At 57.1% G+C, this 23619-nt stretch carries 18 protein-coding genes, 1 pseudogene and 1 riboswitch; of the genes and pseudogenes, 17 read left to right on the forward strand and 2 right to left on the reverse strand.

All coding sequences use genetic code 11. From position 1 onward, the window contains the following. Nucleotides 1–4 precede the first annotated feature (4 nt). From MJ923_RS17895 to MJ923_RS17925, 7 genes are all read left to right on the forward strand, one after another. Nucleotides 5–2656, forward strand: a complete 2652-nt coding sequence (locus MJ923_RS17895) for a nitrate reductase (protein WP_240592258.1) — start codon at nt 5–7, stop codon at nt 2654–2656. After that, the gene (cobA, locus tag MJ923_RS17900; protein WP_240592259.1) at nt 2649–3497 is read left to right on the forward strand and encodes a uroporphyrinogen-III C-methyltransferase; all 849 of its coding nucleotides are present in this window, start codon (nt 2649–2651) and stop codon (nt 3495–3497) included. The genes MJ923_RS17895 and cobA overlap by 8 nt, the downstream gene beginning before the upstream one ends. After that, nucleotides 3490–4773 carry a hypothetical protein gene (locus MJ923_RS17905; protein WP_240592260.1) on the forward strand — a complete coding sequence of 428 codons (1284 nt, stop codon included), beginning with the start codon at nt 3490–3492 and terminating at the stop codon, nt 4771–4773. Before cobA ends, MJ923_RS17905 begins: the two co-directional genes overlap by 8 nt. A 222-nt stretch (nt 4774–4995) precedes the next feature. Continuing rightward, nucleotides 4996–7593 carry a nitrite reductase large subunit NirB gene (nirB, locus tag MJ923_RS17910; RefSeq protein WP_240592261.1) on the forward strand — a complete coding sequence of 866 codons (2598 nt, stop codon included), beginning with the start codon at nt 4996–4998 and terminating at the stop codon, nt 7591–7593. Continuing rightward, a complete protein-coding gene (gene nirD / locus MJ923_RS17915; protein ID WP_240592262.1) occupies nt 7590–7916 on the forward strand; it encodes a nitrite reductase small subunit NirD in 327 nt (108 codons plus the stop codon). Before nirB ends, nirD begins: the two co-directional genes overlap by 4 nt. Beyond that, a complete protein-coding gene (locus tag MJ923_RS17920; RefSeq protein WP_240592263.1) occupies nt 7917–9380 on the forward strand; it encodes a NarK family nitrate/nitrite MFS transporter in 1464 nt (487 codons plus the stop codon). Nucleotides 9381–9389: 9 nt separating this feature from the next. Then, complete coding sequence (locus MJ923_RS17925; RefSeq protein ID WP_240592264.1) at nt 9390–11174, forward strand: bifunctional protein-serine/threonine kinase/phosphatase; 1785 nt, start codon at nt 9390–9392, stop codon at nt 11172–11174. Here the strand turns inward: MJ923_RS17925 and MJ923_RS17930 are convergent. Beyond that, a complete protein-coding gene (locus tag MJ923_RS17930; RefSeq protein ID WP_240592265.1) occupies nt 11171–11920 on the reverse strand; it encodes a cytochrome b/b6 domain-containing protein in 750 nt (249 codons plus the stop codon). The genes MJ923_RS17925 and MJ923_RS17930 overlap by 4 nt on opposite strands. Before the next feature lie 229 nt (nt 11921–12149). On the opposite strand from MJ923_RS17930, the gene MJ923_RS17935 reads away from it, so the two are divergent. The 6 genes and pseudogenes from MJ923_RS17935 to MJ923_RS17960 all read left to right on the forward strand — a co-directional run bounded on the left by MJ923_RS17935 (nt 12150) and on the right by MJ923_RS17960 (nt 16939). Next, the gene (locus tag MJ923_RS17935; protein ID WP_240592266.1) at nt 12150–12656 is read left to right on the forward strand and encodes a curlin; all 507 of its coding nucleotides are present in this window, start codon (nt 12150–12152) and stop codon (nt 12654–12656) included. 26 nt (nt 12657–12682) lie between these two features. Further along, the gene (locus MJ923_RS17940; RefSeq protein WP_240592267.1) at nt 12683–14416 is read left to right on the forward strand and encodes a curlin; all 1734 of its coding nucleotides are present in this window, start codon (nt 12683–12685) and stop codon (nt 14414–14416) included. 178 nt (nt 14417–14594) lie between these two features. After that, nucleotides 14595–15226, forward strand: a pseudogene (locus MJ923_RS17945) (LuxR C-terminal-related transcriptional regulator). Further along, nucleotides 15223–15687, forward strand: a complete 465-nt coding sequence (locus MJ923_RS17950) for a curli production assembly/transport protein CsgE (RefSeq protein ID WP_240592268.1) — start codon at nt 15223–15225, stop codon at nt 15685–15687. Before MJ923_RS17945 ends, MJ923_RS17950 begins: the two are co-directional and overlap by 4 nt. Nucleotides 15688–15701: 14 nt before the next feature. Continuing rightward, nucleotides 15702–16088 (forward strand): curli assembly protein CsgF, encoded by a 387-nt coding sequence (locus MJ923_RS17955; RefSeq protein WP_126166605.1) that lies wholly within the window; start codon nt 15702–15704, stop codon nt 16086–16088. Further along, nucleotides 16088–16939: a CsgG/HfaB family protein gene (locus MJ923_RS17960; protein WP_218567776.1), complete on the forward strand. Its 852-nt coding sequence runs from the start codon at nt 16088–16090 to the stop codon at nt 16937–16939. The genes MJ923_RS17955 and MJ923_RS17960 overlap by 1 nt, the downstream gene beginning before the upstream one ends. A 125-nt stretch (nt 16940–17064) precedes the next feature. Here the strand turns inward: MJ923_RS17960 and MJ923_RS17965 are convergent, their stop codons facing one another. Further along, nucleotides 17065–18831: a M61 family metallopeptidase gene (locus tag MJ923_RS17965; protein ID WP_240592269.1), complete on the reverse strand. Its 1767-nt coding sequence runs from the start codon at nt 18829–18831 to the stop codon at nt 17065–17067. Nucleotides 18832–19260: 429 nt separating this feature from the next. Between MJ923_RS17965 and hinT the strand changes: the two genes are divergently transcribed. The 4 genes from hinT to MJ923_RS17985 all read left to right on the forward strand — a co-directional run bounded on the left by hinT (nt 19261) and on the right by MJ923_RS17985 (nt 23603). Further along, nucleotides 19261–19614: a purine nucleoside phosphoramidase gene (gene hinT / locus MJ923_RS17970; RefSeq protein ID WP_126166607.1), complete on the forward strand. Its 354-nt coding sequence runs from the start codon at nt 19261–19263 to the stop codon at nt 19612–19614. Between the two features lie 3 nt (nt 19615–19617). Beyond that, complete coding sequence (locus tag MJ923_RS20905) at nt 19618–20607, forward strand: PaaI family thioesterase (protein WP_240592270.1); 990 nt, start codon at nt 19618–19620, stop codon at nt 20605–20607. A gap of 80 nt (nt 20608–20687) precedes the next feature. Then, nucleotides 20688–21086 (forward strand): YcfL family putative periplasmic lipoprotein, encoded by a 399-nt coding sequence (locus MJ923_RS17980; protein ID WP_240592271.1) that lies wholly within the window; start codon nt 20688–20690, stop codon nt 21084–21086. Nucleotides 21087–21250: 164 nt separating this feature from the next. Continuing rightward, nucleotides 21251–21356: riboswitch (TPP riboswitch) on the forward strand. Between the two features lie 57 nt (nt 21357–21413). Next, the gene (locus tag MJ923_RS17985; RefSeq protein WP_240592272.1) at nt 21414–23603 is read left to right on the forward strand and encodes a TonB-dependent receptor; all 2190 of its coding nucleotides are present in this window, start codon (nt 21414–21416) and stop codon (nt 23601–23603) included. Nucleotides 23604–23619 lie beyond the last annotated feature (16 nt).

Consider the following 23619-nt stretch of genomic DNA (forward strand, 5'->3'; position numbering starts at 1 on the left):
GGCGGTGGGAGAAGTCAATACAAGCTGTGCCTATTGCGGGGTTGGCTGCGGCGTGACTGTGGCAGCAGATGGAAGTTCGTTAACCGGTGACCGCCACCACAGTGCCAATTTGGGGCGCCTTTGCCAAAAAGGGGAGCGCTTGCTCGAAAGCCTGCCGCTGCCATCGGCCTTAAGGTATCCGCGCCTTGGGGGCGAGCGTATCGGCTGGGATGATGCCATCGCCCTGATGGCCAAAACCTTCGCTGAGACCCTCGCCGAGCACGGCCCGGATGCGGTGGCCCTGTATCTGTCGGGGCAACTGCTGACAGAAGACTATTATGTGGCCAATAAGCTCGCCAAGGGTTTCTGGGGCACGGCCAATGTGGATACCAATTCACGGCTGTGCATGTCATCTGCGGTGAGTGCCCATCAGCGCGCCTTTGGTGAAGATCTGGTGCCCTGTGATTATCAGGATCTGGAGCTTGCCGATACTGTGGTGCTGGTGGGCAGTAATGCCGCCTGGACCCATCCTGTACTGTTTCAACGGCTGCTGCGGGCAAGGGAAGAGCGCGGCACCCGCATCGTGGTGATAGACCCACGAAAAACGGCCACCGCTGCTCAGGCCGATTGGCACCTTGCGCTGGCACCAAGCTCAGATCTGGCGCTCTACTCGCTTTTGACAATGGCGCTGCACGGGCGCCAAGTGGTGGATGAGGGTTTTGTCGGTGCCCATACCCAGGGACTGGATGCGCTGATTGACTGTCTCGCTCAGGCGTATCCCGACACTCAGCAGGCTTTGGCAACCATAGGGCTTGTGCACGAGGCCTTCGAGCGGCTCCTTGCTCTTTATGCCAGCGGTAAGGTGGTCACCGCCTTTTGTCAGGGGGTTAACCAGCAAGTCAGGGGCACGGATACCATCAATGCCATTATCAATTGCCATCTGCTGCTCGGTCAGATAGGCAAGCCCGGCTGTGGCCCCTTTTCTCTTACCGGTCAGCCCAATGCCATGGGCGGTCGGGAAGTGGGAGCGCTGGCGACTCAGCTCGCCTGCCATATGGGCTTTGGCGATAAAGAGCGGGAGCTTTTGGCTCACTTCTGGCCCCAAAGCCTGCCGCCAAAGGCGGCCGGACTCACTGCTACCGAGCTTTTCAGTGCCATGGCCGATTGCAGGATAAAAGCGGTGTGGATAATGGCCACCAACCCTCTGGTGTCGCTGCCGGACAGGGCATTGGTGGAGCGGGCGCTCAAGACCTGTCCCTTCGTGGTTGTGTCGGATATCTCGGCCGACACCGACACAGCAAAACATGCTGATTTGCTCCTGCCCGCCCTGGGCTGGTCCGAAAAATCCGGCACAGTTACCAACTCCGAGCGCACCATCAGTCGCCAGCGCGCCTTTATGGCGGGTAAAGGTGAGGCCAAAGCCGACTGGCAGGCTGTGTGTGAGCTCGCCAACGCCATGGGTTACCCCGGATTTGAGTTTGCTTCTGCCGCAGCGATTTTCCGTGAACACGCGGCCCTCTCCGGTGAAGTGACGTGGGCCTTTCCCGAAAAGCACTTTGATATTTCCAGGCTTGCCAGTCTTAGCGATGAAGCCTTCGATACCCTCACACCGGTGCGCTGGCCCTTCGTCCATGAACGTCATCCACATCAGTTATCTTCCCGCAGGCTGTTTGCCGATGGCCGCTTCGCCTTTAAGGATGGCAGAGCCAGATTTGTGGCCCCAGCCACAACTCATATTGCTCCTGACAAGCTGCCCGATGCTGAAGGCGTGTGGATGCGGCTGAACTCGGGCCGCAGCCGCGATCAGTGGCATACCCGTACCCGCACCGGCCATGTGCCGGCGCTCTGTCGGCAGGAATGGGAGCCCTGTCTCTATTTGTGCAGTGCTGATCTGGTCCGTCTTGGTCTCGCCGAAGGGCAGCTGGTTTCCCTTCGTGGTCAATCTGCCGAGGAAGGGGCGGCGGAGCTGTTGCTGCCGGTAATGTGTGACGATGGCCTGCAGAGCGGGCAACCCTTTATGTCCATGCACTGGACGGGCAATGAATTTGGCTCTGGCGTCAATGCTCTTACCAGCGCTCTGATTGATCCCATCTCCCGCCAGCCCGCCTTTAAAAGTCAGCCGGTGCTGCTTAAGCCTGTCGGCTCTCTCTGGCGGCAATATGCCTATGGCGCAGTGCCGCCACCAGAGCAATCCATGCTCCGGCGTCAGCGGCTGTGCATCGACTCAGGGGTTGCCGAGCTTAGTTATTTTTCTGAGGGAGTGACCCCAGTGCCTGCTGGCAAGCTTCGCTGGCAGCGGCGACTAGGAGAGCAAAAGGTGCTGGCGCAGCTTTGGGCTTCTTTGGGCACTGTAACTGGATTTGCCCTTGCCAGTGACTCGCCACTGTCCCTCAATCATCAGGCCTTTGCCAACCTTATCGGCCGTGAACTGACCCCGCGGCTTATCGACGAGATTGAGGCGCTGCTGGTTGCCGGTGACAGCCCACTGGTCTGCCTGTGTAAGGGCGTCAGCCAAAAAGCGATAAAAGCGTCGCTGGCCACTTGTCCTGAAGGGATGGACCGAGCGCTGTGGGTGCGAGAGAGCACGGGTTGTGGCAGCGGCTGCGGCAGCTGTGTCGGCGAGCTTGTTACCCTTTCATCAGAATTTACTTTAACCGGAGAGCTGACACATGGCTGAGTTCGACTCAATGATTGACTCGCTGGCGGCGGACTTTGCCCCCGGCTCAGTGGTGCTGGCGGGGGCCGGTTTTGGCGGCATGGGTAGCCTGACACTGGAAGTGCTGGCCTGCCTGCGCCGCTGCGATGTGCTGGTATTCGATGCCCTGGTGGATGAGTCAATACTGGCGCTCGCCAATCGGGCTGCTAAGCGCATCCCTATGGGCAAGCGGGCTGGCGGGGACAGCAGCCATCAGGACGACATCAATCTGTGCCTGCAGGAGCAGGCGCAGCGTGGGCTGCGGGTGCTGCGGCTTAAGGGCGGCGATCCCGGGGTGTTTGGCCGGGGCGCGGAAGAGGCCGCTTTTTTACTCAAGCGGGGCATAGATTGCCGCTGGCTACCGGGTGTCAGTGCGGCGCTTGGCTGCGGCGCGGCGGCCATGATCCCGCTTACCCACAGGGGGCTTGCCCGTTCAGTGAGTTTCGTGACTGGTCAGCAGATGGGTGGTCAGCAAATCGGCGGCGAAGGCAGCAGACACTGGCAGCAACTGTTGGCACAGGGCAACACCCTGGTGTTTTACATGGGGGCCAATCAGGCCGGGCTCATCTCGGCCAGTCTGCAGCTTGCCGGCGCCTCACCGGCATTGCCCTGCGCCCTGGTGCGCGATGGCGGCAGGCCGTCCCAGCAGCTTAAATTTTGCCCCCTGAAAGACTTAAGTACTGCGGCCTCCACTTTGAAAGGAGAAGGCCCCTGCCTGATGTTGGTAGGGGAGGTGTGCGCTTTGGGCGAAGAGCTCAACCAATTAAGGGCTGAGCTGCTAAATGGCGTTGATGCCTGCGCTGCGGAGGTGGTCTATGGCTGAATTGACATCCGCTAAGGGGCGCGAGCCACAAGATGAGGCAGCAACTTGCGCCAAAACCCTGCTTAGAGCCGTAGCCTGTGGCCCCAAGCGGGCAAGAAGTCTCACCCTGATTGAGAGCCGGTCGTTGCTGCTGGGCTGGAGTGATAGCTGGGTGCCTGATGTGTCCCTTGGCGCGGCGCTGATGGTGATGCGAAGCCGCGGCGAGAGCTGCGCCGAGGTCGCCGGTATGGCGCTGGCGCTGCGGGATCTGATTGACGCCGGGCAGCCCGAACCAGGCCTTGGCGGTTGGGTGGATGGGATGCCGGACTTTTTCGACTGGCCCTGCTATGCCGGTAAGCGTGGCCAGTTCCCCTGGCTGCTGTATGGGGTAAAGCGGCTGGAGCGTGAAGGCATACCTGTGCTGCTGCACGGCGACAGTGAAACTGACGTGCCCAGCCGCCGCTGCCATGTGGGTCAGATGCTGGCGCAGGTGGGGATCCCAAAGGCGAGCTCCATAGCCGAGGCGCGCTACTTTTTACGGGAGAGAAAGAGCTGCTATCTGCCCTTGGGCGCCATACTGCCACAGTGGCCAAGGCTTAAGGCGCTTCATCAACAGCTTGGGATCCGCAGCCTTATCACCCAGGCACTCAAGTTTATCAACCCCCTTGACGCGCCCATGGGGATGCGGGCGTTTTTTCATCCCAAGCTTGAGGGGCATTACGCCAGGGTGATGGGGCTTATCGCCAACGAGACGGCGGTGGACTGTCGGCAATTGCTGTTTCGTGGTTTTCAGGGGGAGACTGAACCCAACCCCCGGGTGGATACGCCGCTTTGGTGCATAGAGCCATTGGCGCAAGCCGCCAGCGACCTAGACCCCTTGCAGCCTCGCTGGCACTTGTCTGCCTGCGCCCCCGAAGGCACCCAGGCGACCCTGACGGCGCTTGGTGACGATATGCTGGCCCATAGACGCCTGGCGGCCGCCGAGTTGCCCGGTGCCTTCGATGATAGCCTGCAGGGCGCCAGTGTGCGCGCATCATTAGCGGCCGCCTACCTGCTTGGCAAGCGGGCGCGCACGGCGGATGAAGCCTTAAGGCTCGCCTATGGCGACGGCGCTGAGGGCGAAAGCCTGGTTAAAGGCTCGGGCGCCGTGGCAACCCTTTGCAGAGAACTGATGGCGGCTGGCGCCGCTGAGGCGGAGGCGGTGGGTCTTGTTCGCCGCTACTCGATGCAAACCGGCAAACCCATGGTGCAGCTTGCCCAAGAGCTGCTGCGCCAAAGGAGTGCAGCTGCCCGATAATGGCGCAGCTTTAGGGGCATGCACCCATGGCTTTATTTTAAATATTTAAATAAAACAGAAAGATAAAAGTTGGCACAGGCTGTGAATTACTGCTAGGGCTCCCCAGGGGGCAACAGGCTGTCAAACAGGGGCGCTTCGCCGCCCCACCTGATTTCTGATTGAATTGGCAAAGGCGCCACACTCCAGTTGGGAGTGGGCGCTTTTTTGTTTTCTGGAGGTCTAATGTCCAATCGTAAACCCAGGGTCGTGGTAGTGGGTAACGGCATGGTGGGTCACCACTTTGTCGAGTATGTCTGTGAGCAGGGTTGGCAGACCCAATGGGAACTGGTGGTCATTGGCGCCGAAGCCAGCATTGCCTATGACAGGGTGCAGCTGTCGTCTTATTTTCAGGGCAAGCCGCTGGATGACCTGTCTTTAAGCTCTGTTGAGGCTTACCGCAAGTGGGGTGTGGAGCTTAAGCTCGGCACCCGGGTGCTGGCGCTTGACCCGGTGGCCAGAACGCTCGGCCTCAGCGATGGCAGCAGTGTCACTTATGACTATCTGGTGCTTGCCACCGGCTCCTTTGGTTTTGTGCCCCCCATCGCGGGCGCTGACAAGCCCCAGTGCCTGGTGTACCGCACCACAGACGACCTGCTTGCCATCGAGGCTGCGGCCAAAAACGCCCGCAGCGGGGTAGTGATTGGTGGCGGTTTGTTGGGGCTTGAAGCGGCCAATGCACTTAAGAGTCTGGGGCTTAAGACCCATGTGGTGGAATTCGCCCCCCAGCTGATGCCGGTACAGCTCGATAGCGCCGCAGGCGAGCTTTTAAAGCAAAAAATTGAGGCGCTGGGGGTGTCTGTACACACCTCAAAGGCCACCCGCATCATCGAAGATGGCGAGAGCGCCGAGCTTAGGCTGACCTTTGCCGAGGGCGATATGCTCGAGACCGACATGCTGGTGTTTTCGGCCGGTATTCGCCCCCACGACGAGCTGGCCACGGCTGCGGGCATAGCCAAAGGGGCGCGCGGCGGCTTTGCGGTGGATGATCTGATGCAGACCTCGGCGCCGGGGGTATTTGCCATTGGCGAGTGTGCCAGTTGGCAGGATAAGATTTTCGGCCTGGTGGCACCCGGGTACCAGATGGCCCGTATCGCCGCCGATACCCTTCGGCACTTAAGTCACGCTTCCTCACAACCGCTGCCCGCACCCTTCACTGGCGCCGACATGAGCACCAAGCTCAAGCTGCTTGGCATCGACGTGGGCGCAGTGGGCAATAGCCGTGGCAACGACGACTCGCCCTTTGTGGAGTTCAATGATGCCGTCGCCGGGGTATACAAAAAACTGTGGCTCGATGAGGCGGGTACCCGGGTTACCGGGGCGCTGCTGGTGGGGGATGCCAGCGATTATGGCACCCTCTTGGGCCAATATCTTGAAGGGACCGACATTGAAGGCAGCCCCGCATCTTTGATGCTGGGTGAGCCAAGCGGTGCCGACATCGCGGCCAAGAAGGATGCGCTGGTGTGCTCCTGTCATCAGGTGAAAAAAAGCGGCATTGTGACGGCGGTTAACGAGGGCTGCGAGACCCTCGGTGATATCAAGCGCTGCACCAAGGCCGCCAGTGGCTGCGGCGGCTGTGGTCCAGAGGTACAGAAGATAATAGATACAGCTCTGGCCGAGGCGGGTAAGGTCCGGGATAAGTGCCTCTGCCCCCACTTCAGCCACAGCCGTCAGGCGCTGTATCACCTCTGCGCCGTGGAAGATATCCGCGACTTTGCCACCTTACTCAGCCGCCATGGCAGTGAAGGGAGTGCTGATACTGGCACTAAGGCCTCAGGGACTGCCCTGGGCTGCGCCATCTGCCAGCCGGTGGCGGCCTCCATCTTTGCCACCCTGCATAACGACCATGTACTCGGGGACGAGAGAGCGCGGCTGCAGGACACCAATGATGCCTTCCTCGGCAACCTGCAAAAGGATGGCAGTTACTCGGTGGTGCCACGCATCGCGGGCGGTGAAATCACCCCTGAAAAGCTCATTGTACTGGGTGAGGTGGCACGGGACTTTGACCTTTACACCAAGATCACCGGTGGACAGCGTATCGATCTCTTCGGTGCCCGCCTCGATGAACTGCCCGCTATCTGGCGCCGCTTGGTGGATGCGGGTTTTGAGACCGGCCATGCCTACGGTAAGTCGCTGCGCACTGTTAAGTCCTGTGTTGGCAGCACCTGGTGCCGCTATGGGGTACAGGACTCGGTGTCCATGGCGATTGAGCTTGAGCACAGATACAAGGGGCTGCGCTCGCCCCACAAACTCAAGCTGGCGGTGTCTGGCTGTGCCCGCGAATGTGCCGAGGCCCAGAGCAAGGATATCGGCGTTATCGCCACCGAAAACGGCTGGAACCTCTACGTTGGGGGCAACGGCGGCATGAAGCCGCGCCATGCCGACCTGTTTGCCTCGGATCTCTCCTCTGAAGCCCTTTTCGATTGCATCGACAAAATCCTGATGTTTTACGCCGCCACTGCCAATCGCTTGCAGCGCACCTCGGTGTGGCTCGAGTCCCTCGATGGCGGTGTCGACTACCTGCGTGAGGTGGTGCTTAACGACAGCCTGGGTCTGGGGGATGAGCTCAAAGCACGGATGCAGCGGGTGGTGGACAGCTATCGCTGCGAGTGGAAGGCCGCCATTGAGGAGCCAGCCCTCGGCAGTCGCTTTGTGGAGTTCGTGAACCCCACTCCCGCCGAGCTGACTCAACTGCCGTATCGCCGGGTGAGGGGACAGAAGATGCCGCCGCTTGCGGGCGAAATGAGTGAAGCATTACGCATTGAAATCAAGGAGCTGTCATGAGTTGGACACAGATTTGTTCGTTGGCATCTTTGCCGCACAATGCCGGGATTGCCGCCTGGCTCGGCACCCGCCCGGTGGCGATTTTCAATCTGGGAGAGCGGGGCCTGTTTGCCCTGGATAACCGTGAGCCGGGCTCAGGGGTGAGCCTGCTGGCCCGGGGGCAGTTATGTGAGCTTGATGGAGAGCTCTATGTGTGCTCGCCGCTTTACAAGCAGCACTTTCATCTGCTTAGCGGTGAGTGCCTTGAAGAGCCCGGCCTCAAGGCCGAGCCCCTTGCTATCAAGCATGAACATGGCGCCGTTTGGCTCGCCGGGGAGGTATAAATGGACAGTAAATTCAATCTCTTCAGTTTCCGAGGCCGGATGCGGGTGCTGCATTTAAGCTGGATTGCGTTTTTCGTGACCTTTGTGGTCTGGTTCAACGCGGCGCCACTGCTCGGCCCTATCGCCACAAGCCTGGGGCTTAGCAAGGAAGAAGTCAAAACCCTGCTTATTCTCAACGTGGCGCTTACCATTCCGGCGCGGGTGATCATAGGCATGGTCACAGATGCGTATGGGCCAAGGCGGGTCTACACGGCGCTGCTGCTTTTTTGCAGCTTACCCTGTTTCGCCTTTGCTCTGGCCGATGATTTTGCCGAGCTTGCCGCAGCGCGCTTTTTGCTGGGTTTTATCGGCGCAGGCTTTGTGGTGGGTATTCGCATTATCGGTGAGTGGTTTCCGGCGCGGGAGCTTGGCACCGCCGAGGGGATCTACGGCGGCTGGGGCAACTTTGGCTCGGCGGCAGCCGCCTTTTGTTTGCCGCTGTTGGCGCTCTGGGTTGGCGGCGACGATGGCTGGCGGTATGCAGTGGGGCTGTCAGGCGTGCTCTGTCTTGCAGCGGCGCTGGCGTTTTACCTCGGGGTGCGGGACACCCCCAAGGGCTCGACCTATTTTAAGCCCAAGCAGTCCGGTGCCATGGAGGTGAGCAGTAAGGGCGACTTGCTGCTGCTGTGCATCATGAAACTGCCGATGTATGCAACCTTGCTGCTACTGTGTTGGAAGCTATCGCCAAGCGGTGTGGGCCTCTTGGGTGACTTCAGCGTCAATCTCTGTGTGGCATTTTTGCTCACTGTACTGATAGTGGACCTGGCGCTCACCTTCAGGGTCAATCGCAAGCTTTTCAGCGAGGCGGTGCCCGAGTTTGAGCGCTACTCCTTCAAGCAGGTGGCTGTGCTCAATGTGCTGTATTTTTCAACCTTTGGCTCTGAGCTTGCCGTGGTATCCATGCTGCCGCTGTTTTTTACCGAGACCTTTAGTTTGGGGCTGGCCGAGGCGGGCATGGTGGCCTCCAGTTATGCCTTTATGAACCTGATGTCGCGCCCCGGCGGTGGCCTGCTGTCGGACCGTTTCGGCCGTAAGTCGGTGCTGCTTATCCTCACCGCCGGTCTGGCTGTGGGTTACTTCACCCTGGCGCAGATAAACAGCGGCTGGCCGCTGGCGCTGGCCGTGGTTGCTGTAATGGCCTGCTCCTTCTTTGTACAGGCCGGAGAGGGCGCGGTATTTGCTGCCGTGCCGCTGATTAAAAGGCGCCTGACCGGGCAGATTGCGGGCATGACCGGTGCCTATGGCAATGTGGGGGCGGTATTTTTCCTGACCCTGTATTCCATTGTGTCGGTAGAAGCCTTCTTTTATGCCATTGCTGCGAGCGCACTCTTTGGCTTGATTTGCCTCACGTTTATGGCCGAGCCCAAGGGCCATATGGCCGAAGTGGACGCCGATGGCAAGGTGACGCTTATCAGTGTGGGCTGAGGACAGAGCATGGAATTGGTCGACAGGGGCAGGTTGCCCCTTGGCAGCGCCCCCAAGATTATGGCTGGGGCATATTCCTGTGCGGGCAAGAAAGCACGTAACGAGGATGCGCTGGGGCTGAGGTTGCCGCCACGGGGGCTTGAGGCCACCAAGGGTATTGCCGCCGTGATTGCCGATGGAGTCAGCGCCGCCGAAGGGGGCGGCGAGGCGGCAAGAACGGCGGTCACCTCCTTTTTAAGCGACTATTACAGTACGCCGCAGACCTGGGGGGTGGACACGGCCGCCCAGAAGGTGATTGGGGCCATCAATCACTGGTTACTGGGGCGGGGGCGCGACTATCGGGACGCGGGCAAGGGCTTTGTCTGTACTTTTACGGCTTTGGTGCTCAAGTCCCGCTTCGGCTATCTGTTTCATGTGGGGGATGCACGCCTGTATCGCCTCCGGGGCAGAGTGCTTGAGCGCCTGACCCGGGATCACTGCGTGGGGAATCGCCATAGCGGTGGCCATTTTCTGACCCGTGCTCTGGGGCTGGAGGCCAATCTCGAGCTGGACTTCCAACGCTTCGCGCTGGAGGAGGGGGATCTGTTTTTGCTGCTCACCGACGGCATTCATGGCAGCCTCTGCGAACGGCAGCTGTGTGAGCTATCTCTTGATATGCAGCGTGAGGCTGAAACGCAGGCTCAGGGCTACCCGCCCGAGGGCTGGCTGGATGCCCTGAGTCAACGGCTGGTGGCCGAGGCCGAGCGTGCCGGCAGCGAGGATAATCTCAGTTGTCTTGCGCTAAGCGTTGGCCCCCTGCCGGAGCAAACGCCCGAGTCTCTCATCAGTCAATTGTCCGGACTGCCGTTTCCGCCGCCGCTGTTGCCGGGGCAGACACTGGATGGTTTGAAGGTGCTGCGCATTGTGCACGAGAGCCGCCGCAGCCAGTTGTATCAGGTGCGTGATAGCGAAACTGGCGTTCAATACGCCATGAAGACCCCGTCACTTAACTTTTGCGACGATGCCGCTTACATTGAGCGCTTTTTGATGGAGAGCTGGATAGGTGCGCGCATCAAGCATCCGGCGGTGCTTGAGCACGTGCAGCCGAACCGGCCCAAGACGGCGCTGTATCATCTCAGCGAATGGTGCGATGGCATCACGCTCGCCGATTGGGTCAAGGCGAAGCGGCCGGGGTTTGAGGAAAAGCTCACGCTGCTTGGCAGGATAGAGCAGGGGCTAAGGGCATGTCATCGCAAGGACATGGTGCACAGGGACTTAAAACCCGACAATGTGCTGGTGTGCCCTGATGGTCGGGTCAAGCTTATCGACTTTGGCAGTGTGCTGGTGCGCGGGCTGTCGGAAATTCACAGTCCGATAATGCCGGAGTTGCCCCTCGGCACCGCCGAATACTCGGCGCCTGAGCTGGTGCTTTATGGTCAGGCTACGGTGAAGTCAGATCTGTTTTCGCTGGCGGCATTGGCTTTTGAGCTGTTTACCGGCGCGATGCCCTTTGGCGGCAGACTGGCCCAGTGCAACGATGCCCGTGACTACGGGGCGCTTAAGTATGTCAGCGCCCGCAGCCTGAGTCCGGCGCTGCCATCCTGGGTGGACGGGGCATTGGAGCGGGCGCTGTCCATCGAACCAGGCAAACGCTTTGCCGACAGCCATGAATTTGTGTTGGCGCTCAGCCGCCCCAGCGCAGACACAAGCCAAGAGCCACTGCTCATCCGGCGTGAGCCGGCGCTGTTTTACCGCCGGCTCTGTCTGGCTCAGTTTTGGCTGATTTTGCTATTGCTGATGCTGTTGGTGGTTTAGGGCTTATTATTCCCATCGACGGGGGACTCGCTCAGGTACTTGTTACCGGAGAACATCGCGGAAATCAGCCCCGGCTGACGGCGACAGTCGGTATAGATCACCGCAGCAATATGGATAACGGCAAACAGCCACAGCAGATATACCGCATACACATGGGTCTTGCCCGCCAGTGATTTCATCGGCTTGATGGCATCCGCCTTGGCCTTATCGACATAGGTTTCATCGTAGGGTTTGATGGCGGCGGGATCGGCGCCTTCTTTGACTATCTGGGCCTGGATACTGCTGCCAAAAGGCGGGTAGTAGATATCGGTTCCGGCACGGTACAACCCGGTTACCCCAATCACCAGCATCAGCAGTACCATGGCGCCAACCGCCAACTTGCCTTTGGGGTTGTGCCCCAGATACTCAGGCTTTTCACCGCGTTTGGTTCGCGCTTTATATTCCGTCAGCGCCTTGATGCTTGATGGCCCCGGCAGCATATGCCCAAGGCTGCCGTAGCCACGGCTGATTAAGCCATAAATAAGCCGTAGCGCCAGATTGGCGACAAACAGATAGCCTACCACCACGTGAGCGGTTTTGAGGCCCACCTTGGCATCGGTGCCGCTGATCCCAAGCTCTGGCTTGAACAGCATGACTAATCCCAGAAAACTCAGGGTCAGCACCAACAGCAGGTTTACCCAGTGAAATAGCCGTACCGGTAGCGGCCAGACCCGATACTCCCTCAAGGTTTTGATTTCAGGTGTCATTTAGATTTCCCCATCTTGAATTCCCGGACTCATTTTATGCCCCTTTGGGGGCTTTATTAAATGAAATTAGCTTCATTCGTCTTAAGCGATTGGCAATCTTCCTAATCCTAAAGTGGGGGTTGGCGCCATAAATTAGCCTGATCCGGGGGGGGGTTATTAATACCAGTAGGGGACGCTATGCGATAAAAGCCTCAGCATAATTAGCGTCAACAGTTTGACGGTGTCAAAGATGATGAACAAAGGATTAATCGCAATCGCCCTCGGATGGGCACTGGCTGCCCTCCCTGGTCAATCACAGGCCGGGCAGGATATCAGCGAGATTGACGAACTGGCGCTCGGGGCCAATCAGGCCAATGTGATGCAGCTGGGGGATTTCCTGACGGTGAACGCCAGTCAGCTAGGTCAGGCCAACCAATTGACCCTGCTGCAAGACGGCTTCGGCAGCGAGGCCAATATTCAGCAGCTGGGGCAGGGCAACGAAATAAGTCTGTTGCAGCAGGGCCAGTATCTTGAGGCCAGTTTGCTGCAAGCCGGGAGCATGAACCGGATTGAGGCCACCCAACAGGGGCTTGGACATCTGCTTGATGTGGATCAGTACGGCCAAAACAATCAGGCCATCATCAATCAGACCGGCAGTGACAATTCAATTTGGATCCAGCAGTACGGGTCCGGACACGCAGTAAGTGTGACTCAATGGGGTCAGGGACAACACACAGTTGTGACTCAGGGTCACTAACCCACACCATGGAAAGGAATGAACCGATGAAAAAGTCCAAAATCGCTCTGCTTGTTGCCGCAACTCTGGTTGCTGGCTCAGCAATGGCAGCCAGCTCTGAAAACGTTGCCAATGTAAACCAGTCCGGTAGCGCCAACAACGCGCTGGTGACCCAGGTGGATCAAAGCAACCAGAACAATGCCGGGATCAGCCAGACTGGTGACAGCAACAACGCTGTAACCACTCAGGCCCGTACTTCAAGCACCACCGCCTCCACCACTCAGGTGGGTAATGGCAACGCTGGTTTCATCAACCAGAGCGATGCCACTGCTACCGCCACAGCCACTATCGCGACCGAAGGTGACAATAACACCGCCACCATCACCCAGAAGCTGAATAACCAGCAGTCTGCTGCAGCCCTGGTTACCCAGAACGGTGATGACAATAACGCCACTATCACTCAAAACAACGCCGATGCGGCTCAGTCAACCATCGACCAAAATGGTAGTGGTGACACAGCTGAAATCAACAACTTCTGGTCTGATAATGCTGACGCTACTATCACCCAAAACATTGGCGCCGGTAATGATGCTTTGATTTCTCAGGATACCTCAGACGCAGCAACTGCTGCGCTGACTCAATCTGGCGAAGGCAACATCGGTCGTATCAACCAGGATACCGGTAATTTTGGCCACAGTGCCGGCAGTGACGATACTTCTGCATCCCTCACTCAAAATGGCGTTGGCAACCAAGGTACTATCAACCAAAATGCCATGCACAACACCGCTTCTGTTGACCAGGACGGCAACAGCAACCAAGCGATTGTCACCCAGAACGCCGAAAGCAATAGCGCAACTGTTGGCCAGATTGGCGACAGCAACGTAGCTCTGGTCACCCAGGATGGCGTTGGTGCCACTGCTGGCGTGAGCCAAAACGGCACTTCGAACAACGCGGTTGTTTCACAGTTCGATGGCGCCAACACTGCCTCTGTTGACCAGGATGGTACAGGTAATCTGGCGTCGGTATCTCAGCACAGCAGCGGCAACTCTGCCACCGTGACCCAGAACGGTATCGGCAACAACGCCTCAGTAAACCAATTCGACATGGGTAACATGGCGGAAGTAGACCAACAAGGTGACGGCAACTTCGCCAACGTGACTCAAAGCGCCGGTACCGGTACTGGTGCAAACAAGGCCACTGTATCTCAGTTGGGTGACAACGATTCTGCTACCGTGGCTCAGGTAGGCAGCAACAACGAAGCCGTGGTACGTCAGGCTGCCAACAGCCACGATAACACTATCTCTATCAATCAAACTGGTACTGATAACTATGCCGGTGCAGCCTCCCAGTTCGGCGGTGGCAGCAGCATCAGCATCAGTCAGGACGGTAGCCGCAACCGTGTTGCCAACAGCCCAATGGCTGAAAACTACTATGGCGCGGACATTGGTGCCGGTACCTACGGCGCCGGTAACACTGTGGCCATCACGCAAACCGGTGAAGACAACCTGGCCTATGCCGATTCAGCGCACGAAAATTCGTCAGTTGATATCATGCAGGTTGGCGAATTCAACAGTGCAGCCGTTGAGTCCTGGGTTGGTCAGAACAATGACCTGGACGTAGTGCAGGTTGGCGACAACCACATTGCTGACGTATACGTTCGTGGCGGTTCTTACAACACTGTGGCTGTAACCCAGTATGACAGCAGCAACCAGGCTTATGTCACCAGCATGGGTTCCAACAACACAGCGATTGTGAATCAGGGAACTCCATCGTCTAACTGATGATTCCATGAACAAAGGGTGCTTCGGCACCCTTTTGCTGTGACAGAACAATTGACGGTAAATGGCTTTGGAAGGGGTAGATACTGTCGTTTATTTGGTGTAACTTGTGCTTGTTCTGCTTGGAGATTAGTGCGGAGCAGTGCGGGTTAACCCAAATTTAACACGGAGGTTGAGCGTTATGTTCAAGATTATTCATTGGATGGTTGTATCTCGTTCACATTTATTGGGTGATTTGCTGGATTGCCGTTGGCCTCAGGAATTCCTGGTCAAATTGACTAAGGCTGAACCTGAGGAAATGAGCAATAAATTGCATCTCAGCCAGATTTCACTGGTAGTCGTGGATCTGGCATCTGTGGATTTGCAGAAGGCGTATCAGCTGCAAAAGCACATCGAAAGGGAATATTCGTCTATCAAGGTGGTATTTATCCACTTCCCCGTCAAACCGATGCCCGTTTTCTCATTAACCCCTCTGTAACCGCAGGGGTGTTTTTCTTTGACGCCAGTTTGGCTGAAGTTGGTGAAGGCCTGGGAGAAATCCTCAAAGGCCGCAGTCAACTGCCAGCGCAACTGCTTCGCAACGCCAATGGCGACGATTACGAAGAAGACAGCGACAAGCTGACCATTCGTGAGCGCGAAGTGTTGCAGGCGCTGCTGTCAGGCAGCACCAATCTGGACATTGCCAATCGGTTGTTTGTCAGTGAAAGCACCATCAAGACCCACCTGTATCGCGCATTTCGCAAGATAGGTGTGTCCAGTCGTGGTCAGGCGATTGCCTGGGCTCAGACGCACCTGCATGAGGTTCATGTGTGAAAATTTGGCTGCTGGGGGCGTTGCTGTTTGGCAATGTCGCCCTGGCATCTGATGAAGGCATGATTCTGCCTTCCCAGACTGCCGAAGGGCAGGCAACCAGCGATGCCAAACCTCGGAATGAGGCCGACTTGATTGATGGCCTAATTCTGAATCGGGCCATGACCCGCATGGGCCACAGATTCTACCGTGAGTTTGTGGGTGCCTGGCGGGACATTGGTGGAACGGGAGAACATGCCGGACTGACAGTGGTGGAACAAGCCACGGCACGCAGTGGCAGCAAAATCAGTGTGCTGCACAACCGCAAAGCGGTATATGTGACCGTGGTTTCTCCCGCCAGTCGGCAAATCGATGCCCAGGCCATGGCGGCCGCAAAACGGGTAGACGAAATGCTTCGGCAACAAAAGCAACAGGCCGTTTGGCAGGCAATGGCGGATCCGGACATGGCCGCCGATGAGTTTTAGACAGGGAATGCATAATGAAACTATGGCTGACGGCAGCGCTGTTTTTATGCACCAGCGCAGGGGCGACACAATTGGTGTACACCCCGGTCAACCCCGCCTTTGGCGGAAATTATCTTAACGGTTCGTATCTGCTGGCCAATGCGTCGGCACAAAACGAGCACAAAGCGAGCTCAGGCTACACCCCGCCGTCGGCATTGGACCGACTGGCCGGTTCTTTGGAAGCCAGGCTGATGAGCCAGCTGTTCAACGATGCGGCCAATGGCGGTGAAGGCTATCTGAGCACCAACGACTTCAATATTCAGGTGGTAAACGAAGACGGCGTGCTGTTGGTACATATTACCGACAAGGCTACCGGTGAAACTACTGTGATTGAGGTTGGCGGCCTCGGAGGAGGCAGCTGATGCTACGTGTAGCTATGCTTTGCAGCGCAGCGCTGCTATTGGGCGGCTGTGCAGCGTCGCTGGACACGGCTCCCACGGCCCAGGCAAGCAGTCTGATGCCAAGGGGCGCCTCCTACTATGACCTTTTGGGACTGCCTGAACCGGCGGGTCCCATGTTTGCTGCTGTGTATGATTTTCGCGATCAGACCGGGCAGTACAAGCCTATTCCATCCAGTAACTTTTCCACTGCCGTCCCTCAAAGTGGCACAGCGTTTCTGGCCAAGGCACTGAACGACTCCAAGTGGTTTATTCCGGTCGAGCGGGAAGGGCTGCAGAATTTGCTGACCGAGCGCAAAATTGTCCGCGCCTCCCTTGGCGGTGATGGCAGCAGATTGCCGCAGCTTTCCAGCGCGCAGATCCTGATGGAAGGTGGCATTGTGGCCTACGACACCAACATTCGTACCGGCGGCGCCGGTGCCCGCTATCTGGGCATAGGTGCGTCGGGGCAATACCGGGTAGACAGTGTCACAGTAAACCTGCGGGCGGTGGATATTCGTACCGGTCGCTTGTTGTCCAGTGTCACCACCACCAAGTCGGTGTTGTCCAAGGAGATGTCAGCCGGGGTATTTAAATTTATTGATGCCCAAAAACTGCTGGAAGCCGAAGCTGGCTTTACCGCCAACGAGCCGGTGAGCCTGTGTGTCGCGGCGGCCATTGAAAGTGCTGTGGTACACCTTATCGCCGATGGTATTTGGAAAGGCTCCTGGGCGCTCGCCAACCCGCGGGATGATGTGAATAACCCAGTGCTGCAAAAGTACTGGCAGGAAGCCCATCCAGAGGCGGTCATCTATCAGCAAGGTAATCAAAGCTGACGATTGATATCATTGAAAAAGGCACCCTTAGGGTGCCTTTTTTATGTGCATCATTCGCCTCAGCAGCAACAGAAGATCCGTTGGAGTCTTTCTGCTGCAACAAGTCTCTCAGCGCCAGGGGGCTTTTATGCTCCCAGCCAAGCAGCGGCTGCTGCTTTATCCTCAAGGTGCAAAGAGACAGTGTCCAGCGGCGCCGCCTGAAGATGCAAAGTGGCGGTATGCAGCTCGTCCCGGCGCAGGAAGTGAATCGCCAGTTCAGTGCCAGCACCATAACTTTCGAGCTGTTTTTCAAGTCCGGCGCCAGCCTGCAGATGGTCGACTGCAATCAGCAAATCGCCCACCGACAGCCCGGCCTGATGGGCACTGCCACCTTCTGCAACCGTTTGAATGCGAACTCCAAGGGTCTCGGGTTTGAATTTGGCGCCAAGGGCGACTTTCAAAGTGTCGGGACGGCCGCCGCCGCTATCGCTTTGGCCTGAGGCTGGCCGCAGTTCCATCCGCACCCCAAAGTGAGCCAGCAGCAGCTCGAGGGGCAGATCGTCGGTATTGTCCAGATAGGCGAAGATGTCGCTGGCATCCCGTTCCAGCAGTTCACTTACCAGCTCAAAGTGGCTGGTCTCTGTGGTGCCCTTTCCCTGAAGGCCAAAGCGTTGCCAAAGCAGCTGCATCAAAGAGTCTATGTTCTTTTCGCTGCCTGTTTCCTTGCGCAGGGTGAGGTCAAGATACAGGGCAAAGAGTGCGCCCTTGGTGTAATAGCTCACGATGGCATTCTGGGCATTCTCGTCCTGCTTGTAGAACTTGGTCCAGGCATTGAAGCTTGAATCCCGCAGGCTTTGCTTAAAGCGTCCTTTGCCGCGGTACACCCGGGTCATGGTTTCGCTCAGCATATCCAGATATGCCTCAGCATTTACCCGTTCTGCGCGCAGGGTGAGCAGGTCGTCATAGTACGAGGTAATGCCTTCGTAGGCCCACAACTGGCGGGTGTAGCTCTCGCTCTCAAGGGCGTAAGGCAGGAACACCTCCGGCTTGATGCGTTTAACGTTCCAGTTATGAAAATACTCATGGCTGCAAAGGGATAAATAAGTGCGGTAATCCTTGCTGACCGCTTCATCCATGGTGAGCGGTAAGTCCTTGCGCGAGCACACCAGCGCGGTGGAGTTTCTGTGCTCAAGGCCACCGAAGCCGTTATCCAGCACCATGGTCATAAACAGGTACTCATCGAACGGGGCTTTGCCGCCAAAGAGCTGGATTTGGGTTTCGCAGATGGCCTTTAAATCGGCGCAAAGTCTGGGCATATGGCAGCGGTGACGGCCGGTCAGCACTATGTGGTGGGGCACGCCGCAGGCGTCAAAACTCGCCAGGGTGAAATCCCCCATCTCTACCGGATGGTCAATCAGGGCATCGTAATCGTCGGCAACAAAGTCACCGAATTGCCAGGCATCGCCGCTGCGTCTTGTAAGACCTGTGGCAAGGCGCCAGTGCGCAAGCTCTGACAAATCAGGTGCCTGCATGGAAACCAGTAACGGTTGCTCAGTTTGGCCTTCCACTGCCAGAAACACGCTGGAGCCATTGAAAAATCCGTGGCTCATATCCAAATGGGCGCTTCGCACCGACATATCGAAAGCGTACACCTGATACTGCACTGTCACTGACTCGCCTTGGGCGCATGCCAGCTGCCAGCGCTGTTTATCGAGCTGATTGAGGGCAACGGGGGCGCCGTTTTGGCTGGCTCGGATGGAGATCAGATTGCGGGCAAAATCCCGGATCATGTACGAGCCCGGGATCCAGGCCGGCAGCGATAAACACTGGTTTGCCGCAGGGGAGGGAATGTCGATTCTGACGTCAAACAGATGGGCTTTGGGATCGCTTGGGAGAATGCTGTAACGGATCATAATGGTTCCCGATGTCTAGGGGCTGTTGATCTTTAGTGGTTAAATTTTGTTCGAGATAAAAGCGTTTTAATCAAGGGGAGTGCTCTGCCGCCTGGTGATTCTAAGTCTTGGTGATTCTAAGTCCTGGTGATTCTAAGCAAGGAGCGCTCCTAAATGCTGGCATGCTGCCAAAAAACGTGGGCCTTGGCAAAGCCTTGGATGGGTGTGGCTGTGGCTCTTGAATACCTTTCCTAATGGAAGGCATAAGGCAGACACTCACCCAAAAGACGCTTACCCAAATGCCGCTGGCCTTGCTATCATAAGCCCATTGAATTTCAGGCAGAAAGCCGGATCATTTTTTTAGGGCAAACTGTCTTTTAGAACAAACTGTCCTGTTAGGGCAAATTTGGGCAAGCCATTGGCAAAGCCTGGCAGCATATGGAGTTCACCATGGCCGAAGAAACCATTTTCAGCAAGATTATCCGCCGCGAAATCCCCGCCGACATCCTCTATCAGGATGAACTGGTTACCGCTTTTCGGGATATAGCACCCAAGGCGCCAACCCATATTCTGATTATCCCCAATCACCTTATTCCTACAGCCAACGATGTAAAGGCATCCGATGAGCTGGCCTTGGGGCGTATGTTTACCGTGGCAGCCAAGCTTGCGGCCGAGGCAGGCATTGCCCAGAGTGGCTACCGCCTTATCATGAACTGCAACAGTGACGGCGGCCAGGAGGTGTATCACATCCATATGCACCTGGTGGGCGGCGAGCCGCTGGGCCCTATGCTGAGCAAGCGATAAGCCATGAAAGTGAATCCGGATTTTTTCCCGCTGACGACCCTGGCCAAGCGCTTTGTCAGTCAGCTGGCACAGTGTCGTCGTCTGGGGATTGAAGTGCTCGAAGGCAGTGAGCACCACGTGCTGCTAGAGCTGCCCTACAGCCCGGCGCTGATTGGTTATCCCGACACCGGGGTTATCCATGGCGGGGTTATCACCACCTTGATTGATACCGCCAGTGGTACCGCTGTGGTGTGTGCCATCCAGGAGAAATTCAACACCCTGGAGATTTCGCCCACCCTGGATTTGCGGGTGGACTACATGCGTCCGGCCGAACCCGGCAAGCCTGTGTATGCCTTTGCCGAGTGTTATCGCTTATCCAGCAACATTGCCTTTACCCGCGCCATTGCCTATCAGGACAGCATAGACGAACCCATCGCCCATGCGGTGGGCTCCTTTATGCGCATCAGTCCGGAAATGGTCGGTGAGCAGTTCCGCGGCGCCCTGCTTGAAGATGATATAGTGCTTGGGCCGGAAGTGACCGAGCTTTCTCACTGTCAGGACGAAGCCACCCGCTCAGCGCCCATGGACGTCAAAGAAATCGTTCGCCGGGTTACTGAGCTTAATGACTTTGGTCATCTGTTGGAGCAGGTGCCTTACGCCCGCTTTATCGGCATGGCGGTGGAGCGATTCGGGGATGAACTGGTGTGCCGTTTGCCGGCGCGGGACGCCAACATTGGCAACCCAGTGCTGCCTGCTATCCATGGCGGCGTGATTGCCGGTTTTATGGAAATGTCGGCGATTGTGCAGCTGATGGTATTCATGCAAACATCCAGAGTGCCCAAGGTGGTGGACTTTTCCATCGACTATCTGCGGGCCGGGCTGCACAAGGACACCTTTGCCGAGTGCATCATCACCCGCCAGGGGCGCAGGGTGGCTAATGTGAACATTAACTGCTGGCAAACCAACCGTAAGCAGCTGATTGCCACCGCGCGTGCTCACTTCCTTATCGATTGATAACGCGGATAGCAAGGTCGATAAGCTTGGATTCAGCAAGGTCGTGGCACTCTGGTGGAATTCGTTAATCGGGAGGCAAGATGAAAAAAGGAATGACATTGTTGCTGGCAGCTGTGCTGGCCATGGGTGTGGCAGGCTGTGCCAAACATACCGCCGGGGTTTCTGTGGCCTCCAGCGGCGAAACCCGGGTCGATAACGCCACTTTTGGCCGCGAAGTCTCGGTAACTAATCTCAGTCTGCTTGGCAGCGGCGATATGCTCAAAGGGACGGCGCTCATCGCCAGCAAGGTTTCGACCGATCTCAGGCTGCAATACAAGTTCAGCTGGTATGACGCCCAGGGGATTTTGGTTGAAGGGGAAGGCCAAAGCTGGCAGTCCCTTAAGTTGCATGGCATGCAGCAGCAACAGGTCAGCAGTGTCGCGCCCAATCAAAGCGCCAGCCGCTTTGAAGTCTATGTACGTAAGGCGTTTTCGAACTGATCTTCGGCGCGTGAATAACTGAAAACATCGGCTTGGCCGGTGTTTTTTTATGGGCCGAATTCATCCCACCTGGCCGCTGGTCACAAAAATGGCGCCACTGCGGTAAATTTCATCAAAGCCGTTGCAACAAAAGTATCATCTTTGTGATGGATAAGCGTATAATTGGCCGTGCCAAGGGGTGTCCGCCGCAGGCGGACTGAGATGTCTACCGACAAACCCTTAGAACCTGATCCGGCTGATACCGGCGTAGGAATGGGCCTAAGATAGCAACGTATATTCTTGCCGCTCCGAGCTTGCCGGATCTCAAACATTTTTGTTGAGGTCCCCATGTTTACACCATCCCGCAGTTCCCGTTTCCCCTTGTTTGGTCTGGCGCCGGTCGCCCTGGCCGTGGCATCTGTGATGTCACCTGTGGCTATGGCCAATGAGCCTGCCGCTGAAGCGCCCATGGAAGTGATGCTGGTCACCGCCGATTTCCGTGGTCTGGCGGTTGAAAAAATTCCCTCCAGTGTCACCGTAATTGATGCGCAGAAGCTTGAAGATGAAGGCGCGCAGCACTTTGAAGACATTCTTGGCGCCGTGGCCAACTTCAACTGGTCCGGCGGCACCTCGCGCCCGCGTTATTTCCAAATTCGCGGTGTGGGTGAGCAGGAAGAATACAAGGGCGCTCCGAACTCCTCTGTGGGTTACCTGATTGATGATATTGATCTTTCTGGCCTTGGTATGGTGTCGTCCATGTACGATATGCAGCAGGTGGAAGTGTTGCGTGGTCCCCAGGGCACCCGCTATGGCGCCAATGCGCTGGCGGGCTTGATTTACCTGAAAAGCAACGACCCCACTGAGCAGTTTGAGCACGGCGCTCAGCTGAGTCTGGGTTCTGACAATCTGCGTACTTTCTCCGGCTTCAGCTCGGGCCCTATGATGGACTCGGGTGAGCTTTTGTACCGGGTGTCGCTGCAACAGCACAATCAGGATGGTTTCCGCGACAACCTGTTCCTTGACCGCTCCGACACCAACGAGCGTGATGAACTGAGCCTGAGAACCAAGGTGCGCTGGTATGCAAGCGATAACACCCAGGTGGATTTCACCCTGCTGCATGCCGACTTTGACAACGGCTACGATGCCTGGACGCTGGACAACAACGGCTTTAATACCCTGACCGATCAGCCCGGCGTGGATGCCCAGCGCACTACCGGGATTGGCCTTAAGCTCAATTACGACGGTTTCAGTTCTGCCGAACTGACCTCGCTCACCAGCTTTGCCGGCACCGACCACAGACACGCCTACGACGGTGACTGGGCCAACCCAGAATATTGGGCCAGCCGCGAGTGCGAAGCCTATGACGATAACTGGAATGTGATTGGCACCGAGCCCTGCGTGTACGACTACACCTGGGATAAGCGCGGCGATCGCACTACGGTATCCCAGGAATTTCGTCTGGCGAGTAAAGAGGAAGGGCGCATTTTGGGCGGCAGTACCGACTGGCTGCTTGGCCTTTACGGCATGCAGTTGAATGAAGATAACGATCTCGCCTCTTTCTACAACGGCTGGGCTGATGAAACCCTGCGATCCGAGTACGATGCCCGTAACCTGGCAGTATTTGGTCAGCTTGATACCGACTTTGGCGATGGCCTGAATCTGTCGGTGGGAGCCCGGGTTGAGCGCCGCGATGCCGATTACGTGGATGATGCCGGTGATGCCTTCAGCCCGTCTGAAACCATGTGGGGTGGTCATATCGCCCTTGGCAAGCAGCTGAATGACAGCCATAACCTCTATGGCCGAATTGCCCGTGGTTACAAGGCTGGTGGTTTTAATATGTCGCTGCCGGCCGAGTTTGCCGACAAGAAAGAGTTTGATACCGAAGTCCTGTACAACTACGAAATAGGTCTCAAATCCAGCTTCCTCGATGGCAACCTGGGCACCAATCTGGCAGTCTTCTTCATGGATAGGCAGGATCAGCAGGTTTCTGCATCGCAGCAGGATCCAGAGCGGCCACAGCGTTTTATCCTGTTTACTGAAAATGCCGGTAGCTCAACCAATTATGGCGCCGAGCTCGATGCCAACTGGTACGCCACCGACAATCTGCATTTTTATGGCAGTCTGGGCTACCTCAAGGCCGAGTACGGTGATTACAGCTATCAGGACAAATACGGCACTGTGGTTGATCTCAGCGGCCGTGAGCTGGCCCATGCGCCAAACTGGACCTGGTCTGTGGGTGCCACCTGGCGTGGTGACAGCGGCTTTTTCGCCAATCTCAATGCCAATGGCAAGAGCAAGTTCTACTATTCTGACTCCAATGACTCAGTGTCAGAGGCGTACTCTGTGCTCAATGCCCGTGCCGGTTATGAAGGCGATACCTGGTCTGTGTATCTGTGGGGCCGTAACCTGCTCGATGAGCAATATGGTGTCCGAGGCTTCTACTTCGGTAACGAGCCAGACAATGGCTGGGCCGATAAGCAGTATATCCGCTATGGCGACCCACGCAGTGTGGGCCTGACTGTGGATGTCAGACTCTAAACCAGACGGCACTTTA

Origin of the sequence: Shewanella zhuhaiensis (assembly GCF_022484835.1) — a bacterium.
In the GTDB taxonomy this organism is placed as follows: Bacteria; Pseudomonadota; Gammaproteobacteria; order Enterobacterales; family Shewanellaceae; genus Shewanella; species Shewanella khirikhana.

Bases quoted from the DNA above. Each gene is read 5' to 3' on its own strand.
- MJ923_RS17985 (WP_240592272.1), top strand. From the start codon at position 21,414: ATGTTTACACCATCCCGCAGTTCCCGTTTCCCCTTGTTTGGTCTGGCG.
- MJ923_RS17935 (WP_240592266.1), top strand. From the start codon at position 12,150: ATGATGAACAAAGGATTAATCGCAATCGCCCTCGGATGGGCACTGGCT.
- hinT (WP_126166607.1), top strand. From the start codon at position 19,261: ATGGCCGAAGAAACCATTTTCAGCAAGATTATCCGCCGCGAAATCCCC.
- MJ923_RS17940 (WP_240592267.1), top strand. From the start codon at position 12,683: ATGAAAAAGTCCAAAATCGCTCTGCTTGTTGCCGCAACTCTGGTTGCT.
- MJ923_RS17960 (WP_218567776.1), top strand. From the start codon at position 16,088: ATGCTACGTGTAGCTATGCTTTGCAGCGCAGCGCTGCTATTGGGCGGC.
- MJ923_RS17955 (WP_126166605.1), top strand. From the start codon at position 15,702: ATGAAACTATGGCTGACGGCAGCGCTGTTTTTATGCACCAGCGCAGGG.
- MJ923_RS17920 (WP_240592263.1), top strand. From the start codon at position 7,917: ATGGACAGTAAATTCAATCTCTTCAGTTTCCGAGGCCGGATGCGGGTG.
- nirD (WP_240592262.1), top strand. From the start codon at position 7,590: ATGAGTTGGACACAGATTTGTTCGTTGGCATCTTTGCCGCACAATGCC.
- cobA (WP_240592259.1), top strand. From the start codon at position 2,649: ATGGCTGAGTTCGACTCAATGATTGACTCGCTGGCGGCGGACTTTGCC.
- MJ923_RS17905 (WP_240592260.1), top strand. From the start codon at position 3,490: ATGGCTGAATTGACATCCGCTAAGGGGCGCGAGCCACAAGATGAGGCA.
- MJ923_RS17925 (WP_240592264.1), top strand. From the start codon at position 9,390: ATGGAATTGGTCGACAGGGGCAGGTTGCCCCTTGGCAGCGCCCCCAAG.
- MJ923_RS17965 (WP_240592269.1), bottom strand. From the start codon at position 18,831: ATGATCCGTTACAGCATTCTCCCAAGCGATCCCAAAGCCCATCTGTTT.
- MJ923_RS17980 (WP_240592271.1), top strand. From the start codon at position 20,688: ATGAAAAAAGGAATGACATTGTTGCTGGCAGCTGTGCTGGCCATGGGT.
- MJ923_RS20905 (WP_240592270.1), top strand. From the start codon at position 19,618: ATGAAAGTGAATCCGGATTTTTTCCCGCTGACGACCCTGGCCAAGCGC.
- MJ923_RS17930 (WP_240592265.1), bottom strand. From the start codon at position 11,920: ATGACACCTGAAATCAAAACCTTGAGGGAGTATCGGGTCTGGCCGCTA.
- nirB (WP_240592261.1), top strand. From the start codon at position 4,996: ATGTCCAATCGTAAACCCAGGGTCGTGGTAGTGGGTAACGGCATGGTG.